Raw genomic sequence first — 15,382 nt, 5'->3', positions numbered from 1 at the left:
AAAGTGTCTTCAGATTAAATTTTTATTGAACAATTTTCAACGTTCTGCAATTTTTTCAAACAATTTGGGATAGCTGATGACTAATCCTTCATCATCTACTGAAATCTCTGCTTTAAAATCATTTTCGATATTTTCATACAGATACTTATTGGATGCTGTCTTTGTATATTGTTGCTGGACAGGTCTGACATGCTGGTTAAGCACATCAATATAAATCACATCGATTTTTTTGGAGCTGTTATCTTTTAATTGTAAATTGTTAATTGGGAGTGTGTTGGTAAATGGAGTCAAAGAAATATCAATAAATTTAAAATCATTAAATTCAGGATTGATAACGTTGTTGATTTCCCATTGGTCTTGATGCCTTTTTCCTTCTAATGTTGTTTTAACCTTATTGATCTCAGATTTGATCAGAAAATTCTGAACGATCCAGTTTTTATTAATGAGAATACTGTAATCTACAGCATAAATTTTATCTTCATAACAGCCTATAATTTTTGATTCTACAATATAGTTTTCATCTTTGATCTGCTCATTAAAATATTCAATAGATTGATAAAGAACTCCCTGCCAGATTAATGTTTTCATATAATATTGTTTTTAACGTAAGGTGATACTGTTTAATGGAAAAGGTGTTAACGGGAAATTCTCCGTTTCCGGATTCTGCTTAATGTTTCTCTTGCTACGCCCAAAAATGAGGCCAGCTGGGTGAGAGATATGCGTTGCAGCATTTCAGGATATTTAGTTTCAAAATATTCCAGTCTTTCCTGTGCAGTATAGAGTTTGAATAGATTTGAAAATTCTTCCTGCCTGCATGCAAACTGACGGATGCAATGACGCCCTAATGTTTCAATTTCCGGATTCTTTCCGGTAGCTTCAAATAATTTGATTTTATCAAAAACTACCGTATAAAGCTCTTCACAAGCAATGATATTGAATTCAGATGGGTGCCCGCTTCCAAAACTGTTGATATTGGTTGCTATTTCATTCTCAAAGAAAAATCCGGTGTTTTTTATAACTCCGTTTATTTCGTAATAACTTTTGCAAAACCCTTTATCAATGTAAAATAAAGACTGGCAGATTTCACCTTCCTGCAGCATCAATTCATTTTTCTTGTAATGTCTTTCTGATAAGGCGGGTTGAAGCATCATCCAGCTTTCGTCAGAAAATGAGGTAAGGGATCTGATGTATTTCAGAAGATTTTGCATAATATTGAGTGATCCTGTTTCTGCGAAAGTAATAAAATCAACGGAGATTATTTGTCTGAGTACGTTTTTCCAGAAGTAAAAAATAAAAAGAGCGGTAAAAACCGCCCCCCACAAGATTTTATCTAACAAAATATTTTACATATAAACGCATCCGCAACCGGTTTCCCATTCCTGGCAAAGGCGCATAGGTTCATTACAGCCGGGGTTGCCACCGCCACCACCGGAAACTCTGTAACAGGTACCATCGCTGCAATAGTATGAGCCTATTGTTGGTGGGCAATTACCATTCATGTCACAAATTGCATAGGGAGTGTCACCACCACTTATCAGCACAAGCTGATTTCTCTTTAGCTTTTTTAAATTTTTCATAGTAATCATGTTTTAATTTGTTGATTACTAATGTATAGAAAAATTAGCACACCGACAAGTGTTTTAATTAAAGAAGACTAAAATATTTATAATAATACCATATCATAGATTTACTCCACATCTAAGGTCATAAAAAGAGCAATTTCTTCCGTATTATTATATAATCTTGTATTCAGGCCGGTAATATTGAATCCCATTCTTCTGTAAAACTGGATAGCAGGGTAGTTGGTATTCTGTGTTTCTAGTTCAATAACTCTGCAGTTTAATTTCCTGGCTTCTTTAATGGCGCTTTTAATCAGCATAATCCCGATTCCCTGCCGTCTGTGTTTTTCATTGATAAGAATATTTTCAATGTAAAAACTGTTATTCCATGATCTTTGCTCACAGATAATCCAGCCTGCAAGCTCTTCATTCACATAAGCACCGAAAGAATTCCCCTGTTCAATAATAGTATTGAGTTCTTCCAGATCTTCAGAAGTGGTTTCCCAGATTTTGGTATAAGGTAAAGCCTTTTCTTTTAAACTAAATTCAAAAGAACCTCCAAATTCGATAGAAGAAACTGAATATATTCTGTCTGTTGTATAGCCGTTATGTCCCCATTCTAAGCTTGGGTTAGAGATTAACTTTTGTAATTTTCTTATTTCCACATCAGATATTTTTAAATTTATTGAATTTCAGTACAAATTTCTACCAGATAATTGTTGGGATCTATGATGTAAGCTGTTTTTTGTCCCCATGGTTTTACCGTAATATCTTCATAAAGAACAGCTCCGTTTTCTATTGCTTTTTTTACTAAAGCTTCTACATCATCAGTTATGAATCCCAGTTCCATCCCGAAAGGTTTGTCGTCTGTTTTGGCCGTTACAAATCCTTTTTTAATATTGGAGGCAGCAAGGCTTACAGAGGCGAATGACAGACTGGTTTCCCCGGTCAGTAATTCGCCGTAATCTTTTTCGGGGGTGATAAATTTTATTTCAGTATCAAAAGTATTTTTATAAAAATTCATGGACTGTTCTACATCTTCAACGTACAGAATGACATATTTGAGTTTGATCATAGTATTGAATTAAATAGTGTTATTTTTATTTAAAATATACTCTTCATCCACCATCAGTTCTACATGAGGCCCCTGTAAAGGATACTCTTTGAAGGTTCCGAAATGACCGAAATGAAGAGGGTATTTTTGAGTAAGTTGTCGTACTTTGCTTCCAAAAGAATTGATATCAATCTTTTGAACGGACTCTTTATTCTGTCTGCCATTGGTGAAAAAAAGCATCAGATTACAGTGATTTTTAAAATCAAAGTCATTATAGTAAAAAACTTTGATGTTTTCTTGCCTGCAAATCTGAACCAGATCATTAATAAGCTTTTTTTTATCCAGTATAGGCAGGTTACAGTCGATTCTTATGGAATAATTCTCTGCATTACTTTTCTTGAAATCCGAGCCGACCATCTGAATGAACCGGTGCTCAATACTTTTGAATTCTTCTCTTTCCGGAGTATAACTTTTGCTGGATTGAATAGTAAAAGGAGTATTTGAATCCAGTAATACTGCATTTTCACAGATCAATAGCTCTTCAATTTCTTTAGCAAACTGAAAATGAAAATCAAAAAGCATATAGTCTCCAATATTGATGATCAGTTGATTTTCATTGATATTCAAGTGCAAATAGATTTTCTTGAAATGTTCTTTCAATTTGTCCAGTTTTCCGATAAAATCATTTGTATCTTCAACTTGCACTCTGGTAGTCAATTCAGCAGGATTATCAGCATGCCCTCCATATCCTGGAAAAAATTTGAAAAACTGAAAATCATATAAATGATCTGGAAATTTGAAATACCAGTATACGCCTAAAATCATAGAAGATTGATTGATAATTGTACAATAATCAAATTTAAATAAAATTTCACACTCCAAAACTTTCAAAACCCTTAAATTTGTAGCCAATAAAAATTTACTTGGATGCTTAGGAACATTTCAATTGCGGCAGCTACTTTTTTGTCCGTAGTTACAATCAATGCGCAGAAGAACAGAAATACCCAACTTGAGAGACCAAAATTAGTGGTAGGTCTTGTAGTAGACCAGATGCGGTGGGACTATTTATACCGTTTTTATGGTAAGTATGGAAATGATGGTTTCAAAAGACTTCTGAATACCGGATATTCTCTGAATAATGTACATATTCCTTATGTTCCTACCATTACCGCTTTGGGACACACATGTATCTATACAGGCTCTGTACCGGCTATTCACGGAATTGCAGGAAATGACTGGACGGATAAGGAAACCGGGAAAGGAGTTTACTGTACTGCTGACGAGAGTGTTCTTCCAGTGGGAACTACCAATACAAAAACCGGAAGCCATTCTCCGAAAAACCTTTGGTCTACTACGGTGACTGACGAATTGAGATTAGCAACCAACTTCCAGGGAAAAGTAATCGGAGTTTCTTTGAAAGACCGAGCTTCTATTCTTCCTGCAGGGCACACTCCAAACGGAGCTTTCTGGTTTGATGACAGCACAGGAAATTTCATTACCAGTACATGGTATATGAATGATCTTCCTCAGTGGGTAAAATCATTCAACTCTCAGAATCTTCCTAAAAAATTAGTAGCAAACGGTTGGAATACCTTACTTCCGATCAACCAGTATACAGAAAGTACACCGGACAATTCTTCATGGGAAGGCCTGCTGGGAAGTGCCAAAACGCCTACATTCCCTTACAGCAACTTAGCAAAGGATTATCAGACTAAAAAAGACAATATCCGTTATACACCTTTCGGAAATACGCTGACACTGAAGTTAGCAGAAGCTTCTGTAGAAGGTGAAAAACTGGGTGGGGATAATATTACAGACTTTTTAGCTATCAACCTGGCTTCTACAGATTATGCAGGCCATAAATTCGGACCGAATTCTATTGAAGTAGAAGATGTTTATATCAGATTAGACCAGGATTTAGCTGAGTTCTTCAATTATTTGGATTCAAAAGTAGGAAAAGGAGAGTACACCGTTTTCCTTTCTGCAGACCATGGTGGAGCACATTCTGTAGGATTCCTTAAAGAACATAAAATCCCGACAGGTTTCTTCGGAGAAGATGCTGAAAAAAATCTGAACCAAAAGCTGAAAGATAAATTCGGAGCAGATAAACTTATCAACGCAATTGATAATTATCAGATTTATTTCGACAGAAAAGTATTGGCAGACAACAAGCTTGAATTGGATGATGTAAGAAACTTTGCCGTAAAAGAAATTGAGAAAGATCCTACCGTTTTATATGCTGTTTCTGTAGATAAAGTTCAGGAGTCAAGCATTCCGGAGCCAATCAAGCAAAGAATTATCAATGGAATCAACAGACAGAGAAGTGGAGATATTCAGTTGATTTCTCATGATTCTATGCTTCCTCCATACTCTAAAACAGGAACTACACACAGTGTATGGAATTCTTACGATTCACATATTCCATTGATCTTCATGGGATGGGGAGTGAAACAGGGAGAAAGCAATAAAGAATATCACATGACAGATATTGCTCCTACCGTATCTTCCTTACTGAAAATTCAGTTCCCAAGTGGAAATGTAGGAAATCCAATTACAGAAGTTATTGGTAAATAAACTCAAATTTATATAGTATAAAAAAAACATTCCAATTTGGAATGTTTTTTTGTTTTCATAGCTTATGATGTTCTTATCATTTGCTGTATCTCTTTATGAAAATTCTTATTTTGTTTTCTGATTTTTATAATAGAATATAAAAGGATAACTATAAAAATACCTCCCAGCAGAACAGAACCAATTTTAATGTAACGATAATAAGATTTCAGTTTTTCACTTTTTAAAGCGGTTTCTTTATTATGATTGTCAATAACCTGGTTAATGGATTGCAGTTCATTCTGTTTTCTTTTAAAGCGCATTTCCAGATATTTTTTATTATAATGCTGATAAAAGTTCTGTTGTCCCATAGCAAGATAATTCTCTGCCAATTCCTTATAGATTCCTTCATTCAGGATGATGTCTCCTGTATTTTTACAAAGATTTTCTGCATTTAACAAAAGGTTTATAGCAGATTGATTTTCATGTTTTTTCTTATGTATTTCGGCAATTCCTTTTAAGGCAAAAGCTTCCAGACTTTTAGAATGATTCTTCCGGGCATAGTTTACAGATTGCTCAAAAGCTCCCTGTGCTTTATCAATTTGATTGAGATTAAGATAGCAATACCCAATATTGTAGAAGACTATACTCATGTTGGGATTGGTAGTTTTCTTTACAGGTACTTTTTCAAAATTCTGGATTGAAATTAAAAACTTTTCCAATGCAATTTCTGAATTGGACTGGCTCTTGTAAATCATTCCTCTTATGGCATAGCTTGTAGCGGTTTCAACATATTTCAAGGTATTTTTGTCCGGGATTTTAGCGATATATTGATCCGCTTCGTTCAGTGTTTCGAGGCTCTTGCTGAAAAGCTCCATCTGCTGATACTGTATTGCGACTGAAATAAGAACTTCTGCATGGCTCCTGGGATCATTGGTTTTCTGGGAAAGTTCCTTTGCTTTCAAAATATATTTTAATGATTCCTCAAAGTTTCTTTTGGCAATATTAGCTGTGGAAAGAAGCTTATAAAGATTGATAGATGTTTTGACATCATGAGATTTTTTTAATAACTGTTTTACAATTTTAATCGTATTATCAGGATTATCATAAATCTCAAGTTGGGCCTTTTTGATTAAGACACTGTCTGGTGTCTTTTGAGCTTTTGTGAAAATATAAATGGATAACAGGAGCAGTGGCAATATTTTTAAAAGTAGTTTCATACGGCTTTGGTTTTACTGATTTCCTGAATATAAGCATTGGGAGACATTCCGGTGACGGACTTGAAAACGGTTGTAAAGGCACTGTGCGATGAGAACCCTGAATATTCTGCAAGATAGCTTACTTTATAATTAAGAAAGGTAGAATCATTTCTTAATTGCTGTACAATATGATTGATCCTTAGCTTATTAATGTATCCGTTGAAGTTTTTCTCTTTGTTATTGATGACTTCAGAAAGGTATTTTGTGTTAATTTCCATTTGAGAGGAAAGCATAGATAAGGACATGTTTTTATTCAGATAACTGTTGGATTTTTCAAACTCTTCAAGTTTCTGAAGGATTTCATCTTCTTTTTCCCGCGATATTTTAGTGGAAACGGAATCTTTTGCTGTTGCAGAAGATTTATTTAATAAGGCAGGTTGCGATTTCTCAGTACTTTGTTTTTCAAAGAAATCAAATTGTTTTTTTAAATCTTTATTTTTGCTTTTAATAACTAAAAAATAGGTAGACAGGCCAATAATAATCAGGAATAGAGTGAGAACCAGAGATAAGAAGGACTCAAAGAACATTAGTTTTTGAAATTCAATATTTTTATTCTGATTGGTTTCAACAAGTTTTACGATATACCGTATTCCTTCTTTCGAGCTTGCATCGGTTTTTGTTTTTAAATCATTGTAGAGTTTATTATATTGATGGTATTTTATATCATCATGAAGCGCATAGTAGTTGCGGGATAATGATTCGTAAATTTTAATTTTTAAATTATTAAAAGGATAATTTTCAATCAAAAAAAGTCCAGCCTTCAGCTTTTCAACTGATGTTGTGTAATCCTGTTTCAAAAAATAATATTGGGACAGATTCTCATAAGCTAAACCTAAAAGAAATGGTTGATTTTTCTGGTGCTTAAGATCAAAAATGATACTATCTATAAGCGCTTTATATTCAATCAGTCTGTTTTGTTTCAGGAGATAAGCAGAACGGAAAATTCTGTTTTCCGTTTTTAATATTCTGTTTTCTTCATTATGATCGCTGAGGTACTGGTTACTTTTATCAAGGTTTTTGAATGCTGCAGGATAATCTCTATTGATTCCTGAGTTCAAAGCTTGCAGTTGGTACAGCTTTGCTGTGGTTATCCGTAATGCAGGATCATTACTTTTAAGAAGCTTTTGATCAGATAAAAGATGGGTAATAATTCTTTTTGACTGATTGTACAGACCCAGGTTTTGATACTGATCAGCAAGATTATAATCACTGAAAATCTGCATAAAATAAGAAAGCTCGTTTTTGGGATCGGCATCTTCTTTCTGAGCAAAAATATTCACAGATTGTACGTAATCGCCTTTCATGGCAAAAGCTTGTGAAATAATGTTCTGCAGTACAATTTTATGTTCTGTATTTTGATCGCTTACCAGGATTCCCTGAGTATAGCTGATACATTCGTCAGAATTCTGATACAATTTCAGAAATGCCTTATCTGCCAGAATATTAAAGTCCGGACCAGACTGTCCACTGGTAATAAAAGAACAGCAAATGAAAAGAAACAGCAGGATTCTTCTGCTTTTTTGAAATAATTTTTGCCTTGATAACTTGTTTTTTGTGTTTTTTTGAATAGTTCGGGTAAAATCCATATTCAAAATGATGTTTTGTATCTATTTGATTATTATTTGTTTAAAAATTAAACTCTTTTAAAATTCACGAATTATGAAAGCCTATTTCTTTGAATAGGGTAAATATTGTATTAATATTGTTTCTACCAATTCGAAACACTAAATATAATAAAATATGAAAAATTTTTACAGAATGTCAATGAAAATATTGACAGCTTGTCTTTTTCTTAAATTTGGTTTTGCAGAAGCACAGCTTACCGTAATAGGTTTGGGAAATTATAATGTAGGTGCAGTTTCAGATAATGGAGTAGTAAGTATGCATACAAGTGCAGGTGGAATATATAAATGGAATGCAGCAGGCGGACTTGTACAGATAGGTTCAATATCAAATGGATATCCGGCTGCAGGGAGAACTATTGTTTCGAATGACGGAACCAAAATATCATCTTCTGTCACAAATTCTGCAACAGGATTTAATGAAATATCTACTTATGATGTAGCTACTTCCACATGGGTAAACAGAGGCGGGCTGGTTCCTACCGGTTGGGACGGCAGCGTAAGTTCCACATGGGGAATGTCACCTAACGGAAATACTATTGTAGGACTAGGATTCCTGACTGCTGCGAACGCGCATGCTGTGAAATGGGATGAAGTAAACGGAATGGTTGATCTTGGAAGTATAGTTCCCGGACGGAGCTCCAGGGCAAATGCAATCAGTGCGGCAGGAACAGTGATTGTAGGGTGGCAGGATGAGCCAACTGGCACAAGAAGCGGCGCAAAATGGCAGGATGGAGTAGAAAGTTTTATTACAGATAATAATGGGAATAATGTAGGAGAAGCAGGAGGAATTTCTGCAGACGGAAATACAATTATAGGAACTTCAAATCCTAATCCCTATGTCTGGAATGCTACAAGCGGACTTACTTATATAACGCATCCTAATGCTTCGTTTAGTTTCAAAGGAGGAGCTACAGGAATTTCTGCAGACGGAACAAAAGTTATTGGATATTACAGAGCATTTGGAGCACCTCCGATGTCGGGAGAAGGCTTTATCTGGACTTCAGCTGCTGGAAGAGTCAACCTGAATGACTATGCAGTATCCTTAGGAATTGCAACCAATGGAGTAACAATGGGTCTTCCTCTGGCAATTTCTCAGGATGGGAAAAAAATTGCAGGAATGGGCACTAATGCTTCCAATCAAACAGTGGCTTTTTATTTGGATACTTCTGAATTTTTATCAGTAAATGATACAGTGAAAGAGAAAAACAGTGTTGGTATTTATCCGAATCCTGTAACTGATGTGCTCTATTTTAAAGGAGCAGGAAAAATAGAAAAGGCAGAAATCTATAATATGGTTGGGCAAAGGGTAAAATCATTCGGAGTTATAGACGGTCAGATCGATGTTTCATCTTTATCAAAAGGAGATTATATTCTGCAATACTCTGTGAAGGGAGAAAAACAACAGACTTATAAATTTATAAAAAATTAAAACATATATAAATAGTAAAAGTAGTGGGATGAATGGCCGTTTTCAATATTGAAAGCGGCTGTTCTTTTTCGTTTACCTGATCAGGGAGATAGGTTTTTTTAAAGCATAAGCCCGGTTTTGGGCGAATACATATAAAAAACTATCTTTGCAAAAATTTTGGTTTCCAGTATTTTGGAATGAAAAGGGAATCGGGTGTAACTCCCGGACTGTCCCCGCAACTGTAAATCGCAATAAAAGTTTCTGCAAAAAGCCACTGTTTAAAACGGGAAGGAGCAGAATGCGAAAGTCAGGAGACCTGCCGGAATTATAATAAAAAAAACATATTGCTTTCGGAGGAAAAGTAAAAAAGTATGGATATAAAAAGATCTTTAGTACTGCTTTTTTCATCTTATGGCTGTTTTCTTTTTGGACAAGAGAAAACCATTGACACTATTTATGTCTTCGATAACCAGATGAATAGGGTGAAACTTTTTCATCCCGTAAAAACAATTTCGGCAGAAGAGGCCGAGAAAAATTCCAGTAATCTTTCGGAACTCCTGAGATTTCAGTCACAGGTTTTTATCAAAGAAAATGGCCGTGGGGCTGTTTCTTCACCCTCTTTCCGAGGAACTACCGCTCAGCAGACCGCCTTTGTATGGAATGGAATTAATATCAACTCCAGTTTTTTAGGACAGGGAGATATCAATAATATTGCTTTGTTCGGCTATGATCAGATCGGCATAAAAGCTGGTGGTGGAAGTGTAGTGTACGGAAGTGGTGCTATCGGGGGAAGTATTCACCTGAATAATACCCTTGATTTTAATAAAGGGTTCCATGGTTCTTTATTTTCTGAGGTTGCTTCCTTTAATACCTATAATAATTTTGTAAAAGGTTCTTACAGTAATGATAAGTTCAGTTTTAAAGCTTCCGGAAATTATTCTGTGAGTGAAAATAATTATGAGGTAAGTGATCTGAACTATATCAACAGAAATGGGAATTACTACAATACCACATTCAATGCAGGTGCATCCTATAAAATAACCAACGATCATAAAATTTCGTGGCAGAGCCAGTTTTTCGATTCTTCACAGCATTATCCTGTATATGAAGAAACGGGAACAAAAACAAAGTATAAAACTCAAAGTATAAGAAGCCTTCTTTCCTGGGACTGGAATAAAACAAAGTTCAGCAACTCTTTTAAAGCCGCCTATACAGAAGAAAACTTTCAGTATTTCGGTTCGTTAAATCTGCCTAAATCAAGCGGAGGAACAGGGAGAAATTATATCTTTAAAAATGATTTCAACTATTTCCTGAATTCTAAGTGGAATTTTAATCTTATCGGAGAATTTCAGGTCAATAAAGGTGAAGGATACCTAAACGGAATATCCAGTGTCAGTAGAAATATTGGCTCTGTTTCAGGATTGCTAAGGTATTTTGCTACTAAAGACCTACGTTTTGAGGGTGGATTTAAGAAAGATTTTGTGGAAGATGTGAAGTCTCCGTTTATGTATTCATTCTCCGGAAAATGGAGTGCTGCAAAATGGTATGATGTAAGCATTAATGTATCAAAAAACTTCAGATATCCTTCATTTAATGATATTTATTATGAACCGGGAGGAAATAAAGATCTGAAACCGGAAACGTCTACCCAGTTTGATATGGTAAATGAGTTCAAAGTGGGGGATTTCAAACTTACTTTGTCTCCATATTATATGAATGTGACAGATCTTATTGTATGGCTGCCTACTGCTTTTGGATATTGGCAGGCATTTAATGTCAATAAATCTGAATCTTACGGATTAGAATCTCAGTTGTCTTTCAGTAAACAATTGGGGAATCATAAAATTCGTGCGAATGCCGGGTACTATTATGCAAAATCTATTGATAAGGAAACGAAGATGCAAAGACCTTATGTTCCTATGCACAGAGGGAATGCCAATATAGATTATGAATATAGTTTCTTTAAGTTTTTTGCACAGGGACTGCTGAATGGTGTTACCTACACTACAAGTGATGAAAAAAGATCAGAAGCAATAGATCCTTATTTCCTTTTAAATATGGGAGTTTCGGCAACGCTGGCAAAAAAATATACTTTAGGATTTAAAGTGAATAATCTAACGGATACTTATTATAAAACGGTTTCTTTCTATCCTTTACCGAAAAGAAACTATAGCGTGTATGCAGCAATAAATTTTTAAAAAATTAAATTGAATAAATTATGAAAATAACTAAACTTTTAACTGTATTATTTGCAGTGGTTTTATTGTTTAACATGTCTTCATGTACAAGTGACTCTGCGGAGTTTGAAATGTCTCCAATCACTTATCAGAACGGATATTTTATTTCTAATGAAGGGAACTTCAACAGCCAGGGAGCTAAAGTAACATTCCTGACAAGAGATTTAAGTCTGAAGCAGGATGATGTATATGGGTATAACAATAATAAAGAAATACTGGGTGATGTTCTTCAGACCATTGGTCTTAACGGAAACAAGGCTTATCTTGTGATCAATAACTCGAACAAAATTGTTGTAGTAGACCGTTACACATTCAAGAAACTAGGAGTAATTACAGAGCAGATTGATAATCCAAGAGGAATTGCTTTTGCGAATGACTTTATCTATGTTGCCAACCTGAATTTCTCTACGAATGCAACAAGTGTAACGAAATATAAAGTTTCTGACTATTCATTTGTAAGCAAAATCACTATGACAGGCGGAGCTGATAAAACAGTAGAGGCAGGTGGAAATGTTTTTGTACAGAATGCTACATCAGGATTCGGGAATATGATTACTTATATTAATACTTCTAATGACAGTAAGGCTGAAATTACTGTTCCGAATGGTAAGATTAACAGTACTGTTTCATACAAATCTAATGTTTATACAATTTCTTCTACAGCTACAGATTCTTATATCTACAAGATTACAAGTACAGGAGCAATGACACCGGTAATTACACTTACAGGAATTCCAAGTGCTACCAATCTTCAGATTGATAATGATAAAATCTACTTCAGCTCTGCTAATAAAGTATATACAACAGGTTTAGCTACTCCAACGGTTCCTTCCAGCCCATTATTAACAGCTGCGGATGGAGGTCCTTACCTTACTCTTTACGGATTTAACGTTATTGATGGAAGAATCTTTGCATCAGATGTTCATCAATTTACAGCAGAAAGTGAAATGGTAATATATTCAGCAGCTACAGGCAGCAAAATGGGATCTATTAAAACAGGAGGTCTTGGTGCTAATGGAACTTTCCTGAATCCGTAATGATGTATTACTCCTAAAAATATAATTTTTTATTTTTTCATCATTTGTGTTTTTTTCCGGCCGGTTTCTTTTGAAACCGGCCGGCTTTGTTTTATATCTGTGTACGAAAAAGCCCGGCGGGATGGAACATCCCGCCGGGCTTTTTAATATTATCTATAGATTAAACTAGATTGTTAATCCCAGTTTTTCAGCTTCAGCAATGACAAATTTTGTGGCTTCCTCTTTTTCATTTGGAATTTCACCTTCCAGAATGGCTTCTTTTACTTTCTCTTTCAGAATACCAATTTCACGGCCGGGCTTAAGATTAAACATTTCCATAATCTCTTCACCTGTAATAGGCGGCTGGAAGTTTCTTACCTGATCTTTTTCTTCCACTTCTTTGATCTTCACCGCTACATATTCAAAATTTCTTTTGAATTTCTCCTGCTTTTTAGAGTTTTTAGTGGTAATATCTGCTTTACAAAGGGTGAAAAGATCTTCAAGGTTTTCACCGGCATCAAATAAAAGTCTTCTCAATGCCGCATCTGAAGCATCATCAGTGATCAGAGCAATAGGTCTTGATGAAAGTTTCACCATTTTCTGAACGTATTTCATATCACTTCCCAAAGGTAACTTCAATCTCTGGAAAAGGGTTTTTACCATTTTTGAACCTAAAAATTCATGTCCGTGAAATGTCCATCCCGTTCCTTCTACAAACTTTTTTGTAGGAGCTTTCCCAATATCATGGAGTAAGGCAGCCCAGCGAAGCCAAAGATTATCCGTATTCACGGAAATATTATCTACAACTTCCAGCGTATGGTAAAAGTTATCCTTGTGGGTTTGTCCTTCCACTTCTTCCACTCCCTTCAGTTCTATCAGTTCCGGAATAATCAGCTTCATAAGACCGGTTTGCTCCATTAGTCTCAATCCGACAGACGGTTTTTCAGAAAGCATAATTTTGTTAAATTCTACCATGATTCTTTCCATAGAAACAATCTTGATTCTTTCCGCTTCCTGCTGAATAGCCTGCAGAGAGTTTTCCTCAATTTTAAAATTTAAAGTTGAAGCAAAACGTACCGCTCTCATCATTCTCAACGGATCATCAGAATAGGTTTGAGCCGGTTCTAAAGGAGTCCTTAAAATTTCATTCTCAAGATCCTCAACCCCATTGAACGGATCTACTAGTTCTCCGAAGTTCTCTTTATTTAAAGAAATAGCCATCGCATTGATGGTGAAATCTCTTCTTTTCTGATCATCTTCAAGGCTTCCACCTTCTACTTCCGGTTTTCGGCTGTTTTCGGTATAGCTTTCCTTTCTTGCTCCCACAAATTCAAGCTCAAGTTCTTTATACTTAATCATAGCCGTTCCATAAGTTTTGAATACAGAAACCTTTAACTTAGGATCTATATCCTGAGCTACGTTCTGGGCAAGCTCTATACCACTTTGTTCTGTTACAAAGTCTATATCTGTAGAAGCTTTTCTGTTCATCAGAAGGTCGCGTACATAACCCCCCACAATATATACGGATTGGTTGTTCCTTTCTGCTGCTTCAGAAATTATTTTAAAAAGTTTTAAATTCTTATTTTGATTAAGATTAATTTTCATCGTTAATAATAGTGACAATTTCTACCCATGTAACTCATTAATCATAATGAGCATACATTTTACTAATTTTTCCATCTTCATTAAAAAACATGACTTCAACAGCATGTTTATCCATAATCGACTTATAAAATAATGCTACTGAATCTACTCCCGCTGTAGAATGAATAAGATCAAAATGGAGATTTGGAAACTTGTCCAAGGCTTTTCTCCAATATTCGCGGACGGCTTCTTTTCCCTTTAAAGAACTTTCTTTACCACCTGTAGCCATCGCAATCATGGGAGTTGTAATCTCAATATCATCCGAGTAATGGGTAAGAATAGTCTCCAAATCATGAGAATTCCATGCATTAACCCACATTTGAGCAAATTCCTGATGATTCATAGCAAATAATTTATGAGTTGAGTTTGCAAAGATAGAATTAAAAAAAAGAAATCCTGCCGATATGAACTGACAAGACTCTAAAAAATAAACAAAAAGGTTCAGAATTTCTATTCCCGGAGAACCTTTATTCTGTTATCATTCCATATTTTGATTACTGAAGAACCTGAATATTTTGAAACCTTTTCTCTGTCTTCTTCAACCGCATAATCTACAAGGCTGATCATCTCTTCAGAAATATCAGAGAATTTCAACGGGCTTTTCTCGCCACTGAAATTGGCAGAGGTAGACACCAAAGGTTTATTCAGTTTTGTAATCAGTTTTTTGCAGAAATCATTTTTTACAAGACGTATTCCTATGCTTCCATCCTCCGCAAGAAGTTCTTTGGGCAGGCCTCTTGGGTTTTCATAAACAATGGTTACCGGTTTTTCACTAAGATCAATAATTTCCCAGGCTATTTCAGGAACATCCACCAGGTCCTGAAGTCTTTTTTCAGATTCCACAAGGATAATCATGGATTTATTTTTTTCGCGCTTTTTGATGTCAAAAATTTTATTGACAGCTTCTATATTGGTAGCATCACAACCTATTCCCCAGATGGTATCTGTAGGGTAAAGAATTGTTCCGCCGGATTTTAATATTTCAATAATATGTTCCATAATTGTATATGAGTTCAAAGAGGGGATAAAG

The 15,382-nt window shown here is 35.2% G+C and carries 14 protein-coding genes and 1 riboswitch; of the genes, 4 read left to right on the top strand and 10 right to left on the bottom strand.

Going from position 1 to position 15,382, the window contains the following annotated elements:
* Window positions 1-36: 36 nt before the first annotated feature.
* The 5 genes from KIK00_RS09795 to KIK00_RS09775 all read right to left on the bottom strand — a co-directional run bounded on the left by KIK00_RS09795 (window position 37) and on the right by KIK00_RS09775 (window position 3,438).
* A complete protein-coding gene (locus tag KIK00_RS09795; RefSeq protein WP_255816371.1) occupies window positions 37-588 on the bottom strand; it encodes a putative glycolipid-binding domain-containing protein in 552 nt (183 codons plus the stop codon).
* Window positions 589-635: 47 nt separating this feature from the next.
* Entirely contained in the window at window positions 636-1,208 is a 573-nt protein-coding gene (locus tag KIK00_RS09790) for a Crp/Fnr family transcriptional regulator (protein WP_255816370.1), read from the bottom strand.
* Window positions 1,209-1,687: 479 nt separating this feature from the next.
* The gene (locus KIK00_RS09785; RefSeq protein WP_255816369.1) at window positions 1,688-2,224 is read right to left on the bottom strand and encodes an N-acetyltransferase; all 537 of its coding nucleotides are present in this window, start codon (window positions 2,222-2,224) and stop codon (window positions 1,688-1,690) included.
* A 17-nt stretch (window positions 2,225-2,241) separates the two neighbouring features.
* Window positions 2,242-2,634 carry a VOC family protein gene (locus KIK00_RS09780; RefSeq protein WP_255816368.1) on the bottom strand — a complete coding sequence of 131 codons (393 nt, stop codon included), beginning with the start codon at window positions 2,632-2,634 and terminating at the stop codon, window positions 2,242-2,244.
* A 9-nt stretch (window positions 2,635-2,643) separates the two neighbouring features.
* On the bottom strand, window positions 2,644-3,438 hold the full coding sequence (locus KIK00_RS09775) for a hypothetical protein (RefSeq protein ID WP_255816367.1): 795 nt from the start codon (window positions 3,436-3,438) through the stop codon (window positions 2,644-2,646).
* A gap of 102 nt (window positions 3,439-3,540) precedes the next feature.
* On the opposite strand from KIK00_RS09775, the gene pafA reads away from it, so the two are divergent.
* Entirely contained in the window at window positions 3,541-5,187 is a 1,647-nt protein-coding gene (pafA, locus tag KIK00_RS09770) for an alkaline phosphatase PafA (protein WP_255816366.1), read from the top strand.
* Window positions 5,188-5,249: 62 nt separating this feature from the next.
* On the opposite strand, the gene KIK00_RS09765 is transcribed toward pafA, so the two are convergent.
* Complete coding sequence (locus KIK00_RS09765; RefSeq protein ID WP_255816364.1) at window positions 5,250-6,383, bottom strand: tetratricopeptide repeat protein; 1,134 nt, start codon at window positions 6,381-6,383, stop codon at window positions 5,250-5,252.
* A complete protein-coding gene (locus KIK00_RS09760) occupies window positions 6,380-8,008 on the bottom strand; it encodes a helix-turn-helix domain-containing protein (RefSeq protein ID WP_255816363.1) in 1,629 nt (542 codons plus the stop codon). The genes KIK00_RS09765 and KIK00_RS09760 overlap by 4 nt, the downstream gene beginning before the upstream one ends.
* A 154-nt stretch (window positions 8,009-8,162) precedes the next feature.
* Here KIK00_RS09760 and KIK00_RS09755 point away from each other — a divergent pair, with 154 nt between their 5' ends.
* The 3 genes from KIK00_RS09755 to KIK00_RS09745 all read left to right on the top strand — a co-directional run bounded on the left by KIK00_RS09755 (window position 8,163) and on the right by KIK00_RS09745 (window position 12,729).
* Window positions 8,163-9,476, top strand: coding sequence for a T9SS type A sorting domain-containing protein (locus KIK00_RS09755; RefSeq protein ID WP_255816362.1), 1,314 nt, complete (start codon window positions 8,163-8,165; stop codon window positions 9,474-9,476).
* A 140-nt stretch (window positions 9,477-9,616) separates the two neighbouring features.
* Window positions 9,617-9,794: riboswitch (cobalamin riboswitch) on the top strand.
* A gap of 32 nt (window positions 9,795-9,826) precedes the next feature.
* Window positions 9,827-11,653 (top strand): TonB-dependent siderophore receptor, encoded by a 1,827-nt coding sequence (locus tag KIK00_RS09750; protein WP_255816360.1) that lies wholly within the window; start codon window positions 9,827-9,829, stop codon window positions 11,651-11,653.
* A gap of 20 nt (window positions 11,654-11,673) precedes the next feature.
* Window positions 11,674-12,729 (top strand): YncE family protein, encoded by a 1,056-nt coding sequence (locus tag KIK00_RS09745; protein WP_255816358.1) that lies wholly within the window; start codon window positions 11,674-11,676, stop codon window positions 12,727-12,729.
* Between the two features lie 165 nt (window positions 12,730-12,894).
* Here KIK00_RS09745 and KIK00_RS09740 read toward each other — a convergent pair whose 3' ends face one another.
* The 3 genes from KIK00_RS09740 to KIK00_RS09730 form a co-directional block, all read right to left on the bottom strand.
* Window positions 12,895-14,313, bottom strand: a complete 1,419-nt coding sequence (locus KIK00_RS09740; RefSeq protein ID WP_255816357.1) for a CCA tRNA nucleotidyltransferase — start codon at window positions 14,311-14,313, stop codon at window positions 12,895-12,897.
* Window positions 14,314-14,350: 37 nt separating this feature from the next.
* The gene (locus KIK00_RS09735) at window positions 14,351-14,695 is read right to left on the bottom strand and encodes a nuclear transport factor 2 family protein (protein ID WP_255816356.1); all 345 of its coding nucleotides are present in this window, start codon (window positions 14,693-14,695) and stop codon (window positions 14,351-14,353) included.
* A gap of 107 nt (window positions 14,696-14,802) precedes the next feature.
* Window positions 14,803-15,351, bottom strand: coding sequence for an L-threonylcarbamoyladenylate synthase (locus tag KIK00_RS09730; RefSeq protein ID WP_255816355.1), 549 nt, complete (start codon window positions 15,349-15,351; stop codon window positions 14,803-14,805).
* Window positions 15,352-15,382: the final 31 nt, after the last annotated feature.

It is taken from the genome of Chryseobacterium sp. MA9, assembly GCF_024399315.1.
Taxonomy (GTDB): Bacteria; Bacteroidota; Bacteroidia; order Flavobacteriales; family Weeksellaceae; genus Chryseobacterium.
The sequence above is the reverse complement of the archived record's forward strand: the minus strand, read 5'-3'. Positions and strand labels throughout refer to the sequence as shown.

Excerpts from the sequence above, each read along its gene's own strand:
- KIK00_RS09780 (WP_255816368.1), bottom strand. The coding sequence starts at position 2,634 with ATGATCAAACTCAAATATGTCATTCTGTACGTTGAAGATGTAGAACAG.
- KIK00_RS09745 (WP_255816358.1), top strand. The coding sequence starts at position 11,674 with ATGAAAATAACTAAACTTTTAACTGTATTATTTGCAGTGGTTTTATTG.
- KIK00_RS09735 (WP_255816356.1), bottom strand. The coding sequence starts at position 14,695 with ATGAATCATCAGGAATTTGCTCAAATGTGGGTTAATGCATGGAATTCT.
- KIK00_RS09775 (WP_255816367.1), bottom strand. The coding sequence starts at position 3,438 with ATGATTTTAGGCGTATACTGGTATTTCAAATTTCCAGATCATTTATAT.
- pafA (WP_255816366.1), top strand. The coding sequence starts at position 3,541 with ATGCTTAGGAACATTTCAATTGCGGCAGCTACTTTTTTGTCCGTAGTT.
- KIK00_RS09740 (WP_255816357.1), bottom strand. The coding sequence starts at position 14,313 with ATGAAAATTAATCTTAATCAAAATAAGAATTTAAAACTTTTTAAAATA.
- KIK00_RS09765 (WP_255816364.1), bottom strand. The coding sequence starts at position 6,383 with ATGAAACTACTTTTAAAAATATTGCCACTGCTCCTGTTATCCATTTAT.
- KIK00_RS09795 (WP_255816371.1), bottom strand. The coding sequence starts at position 588 with ATGAAAACATTAATCTGGCAGGGAGTTCTTTATCAATCTATTGAATAT.
- KIK00_RS09750 (WP_255816360.1), top strand. The coding sequence starts at position 9,827 with ATGGATATAAAAAGATCTTTAGTACTGCTTTTTTCATCTTATGGCTGT.
- KIK00_RS09730 (WP_255816355.1), bottom strand. The coding sequence starts at position 15,351 with ATGGAACATATTATTGAAATATTAAAATCCGGCGGAACAATTCTTTAC.
- KIK00_RS09760 (WP_255816363.1), bottom strand. The coding sequence starts at position 8,008 with ATGGATTTTACCCGAACTATTCAAAAAAACACAAAAAACAAGTTATCA.
- KIK00_RS09755 (WP_255816362.1), top strand. The coding sequence starts at position 8,163 with ATGAAAAATTTTTACAGAATGTCAATGAAAATATTGACAGCTTGTCTT.
- KIK00_RS09790 (WP_255816370.1), bottom strand. The coding sequence starts at position 1,208 with ATGCAAAATCTTCTGAAATACATCAGATCCCTTACCTCATTTTCTGAC.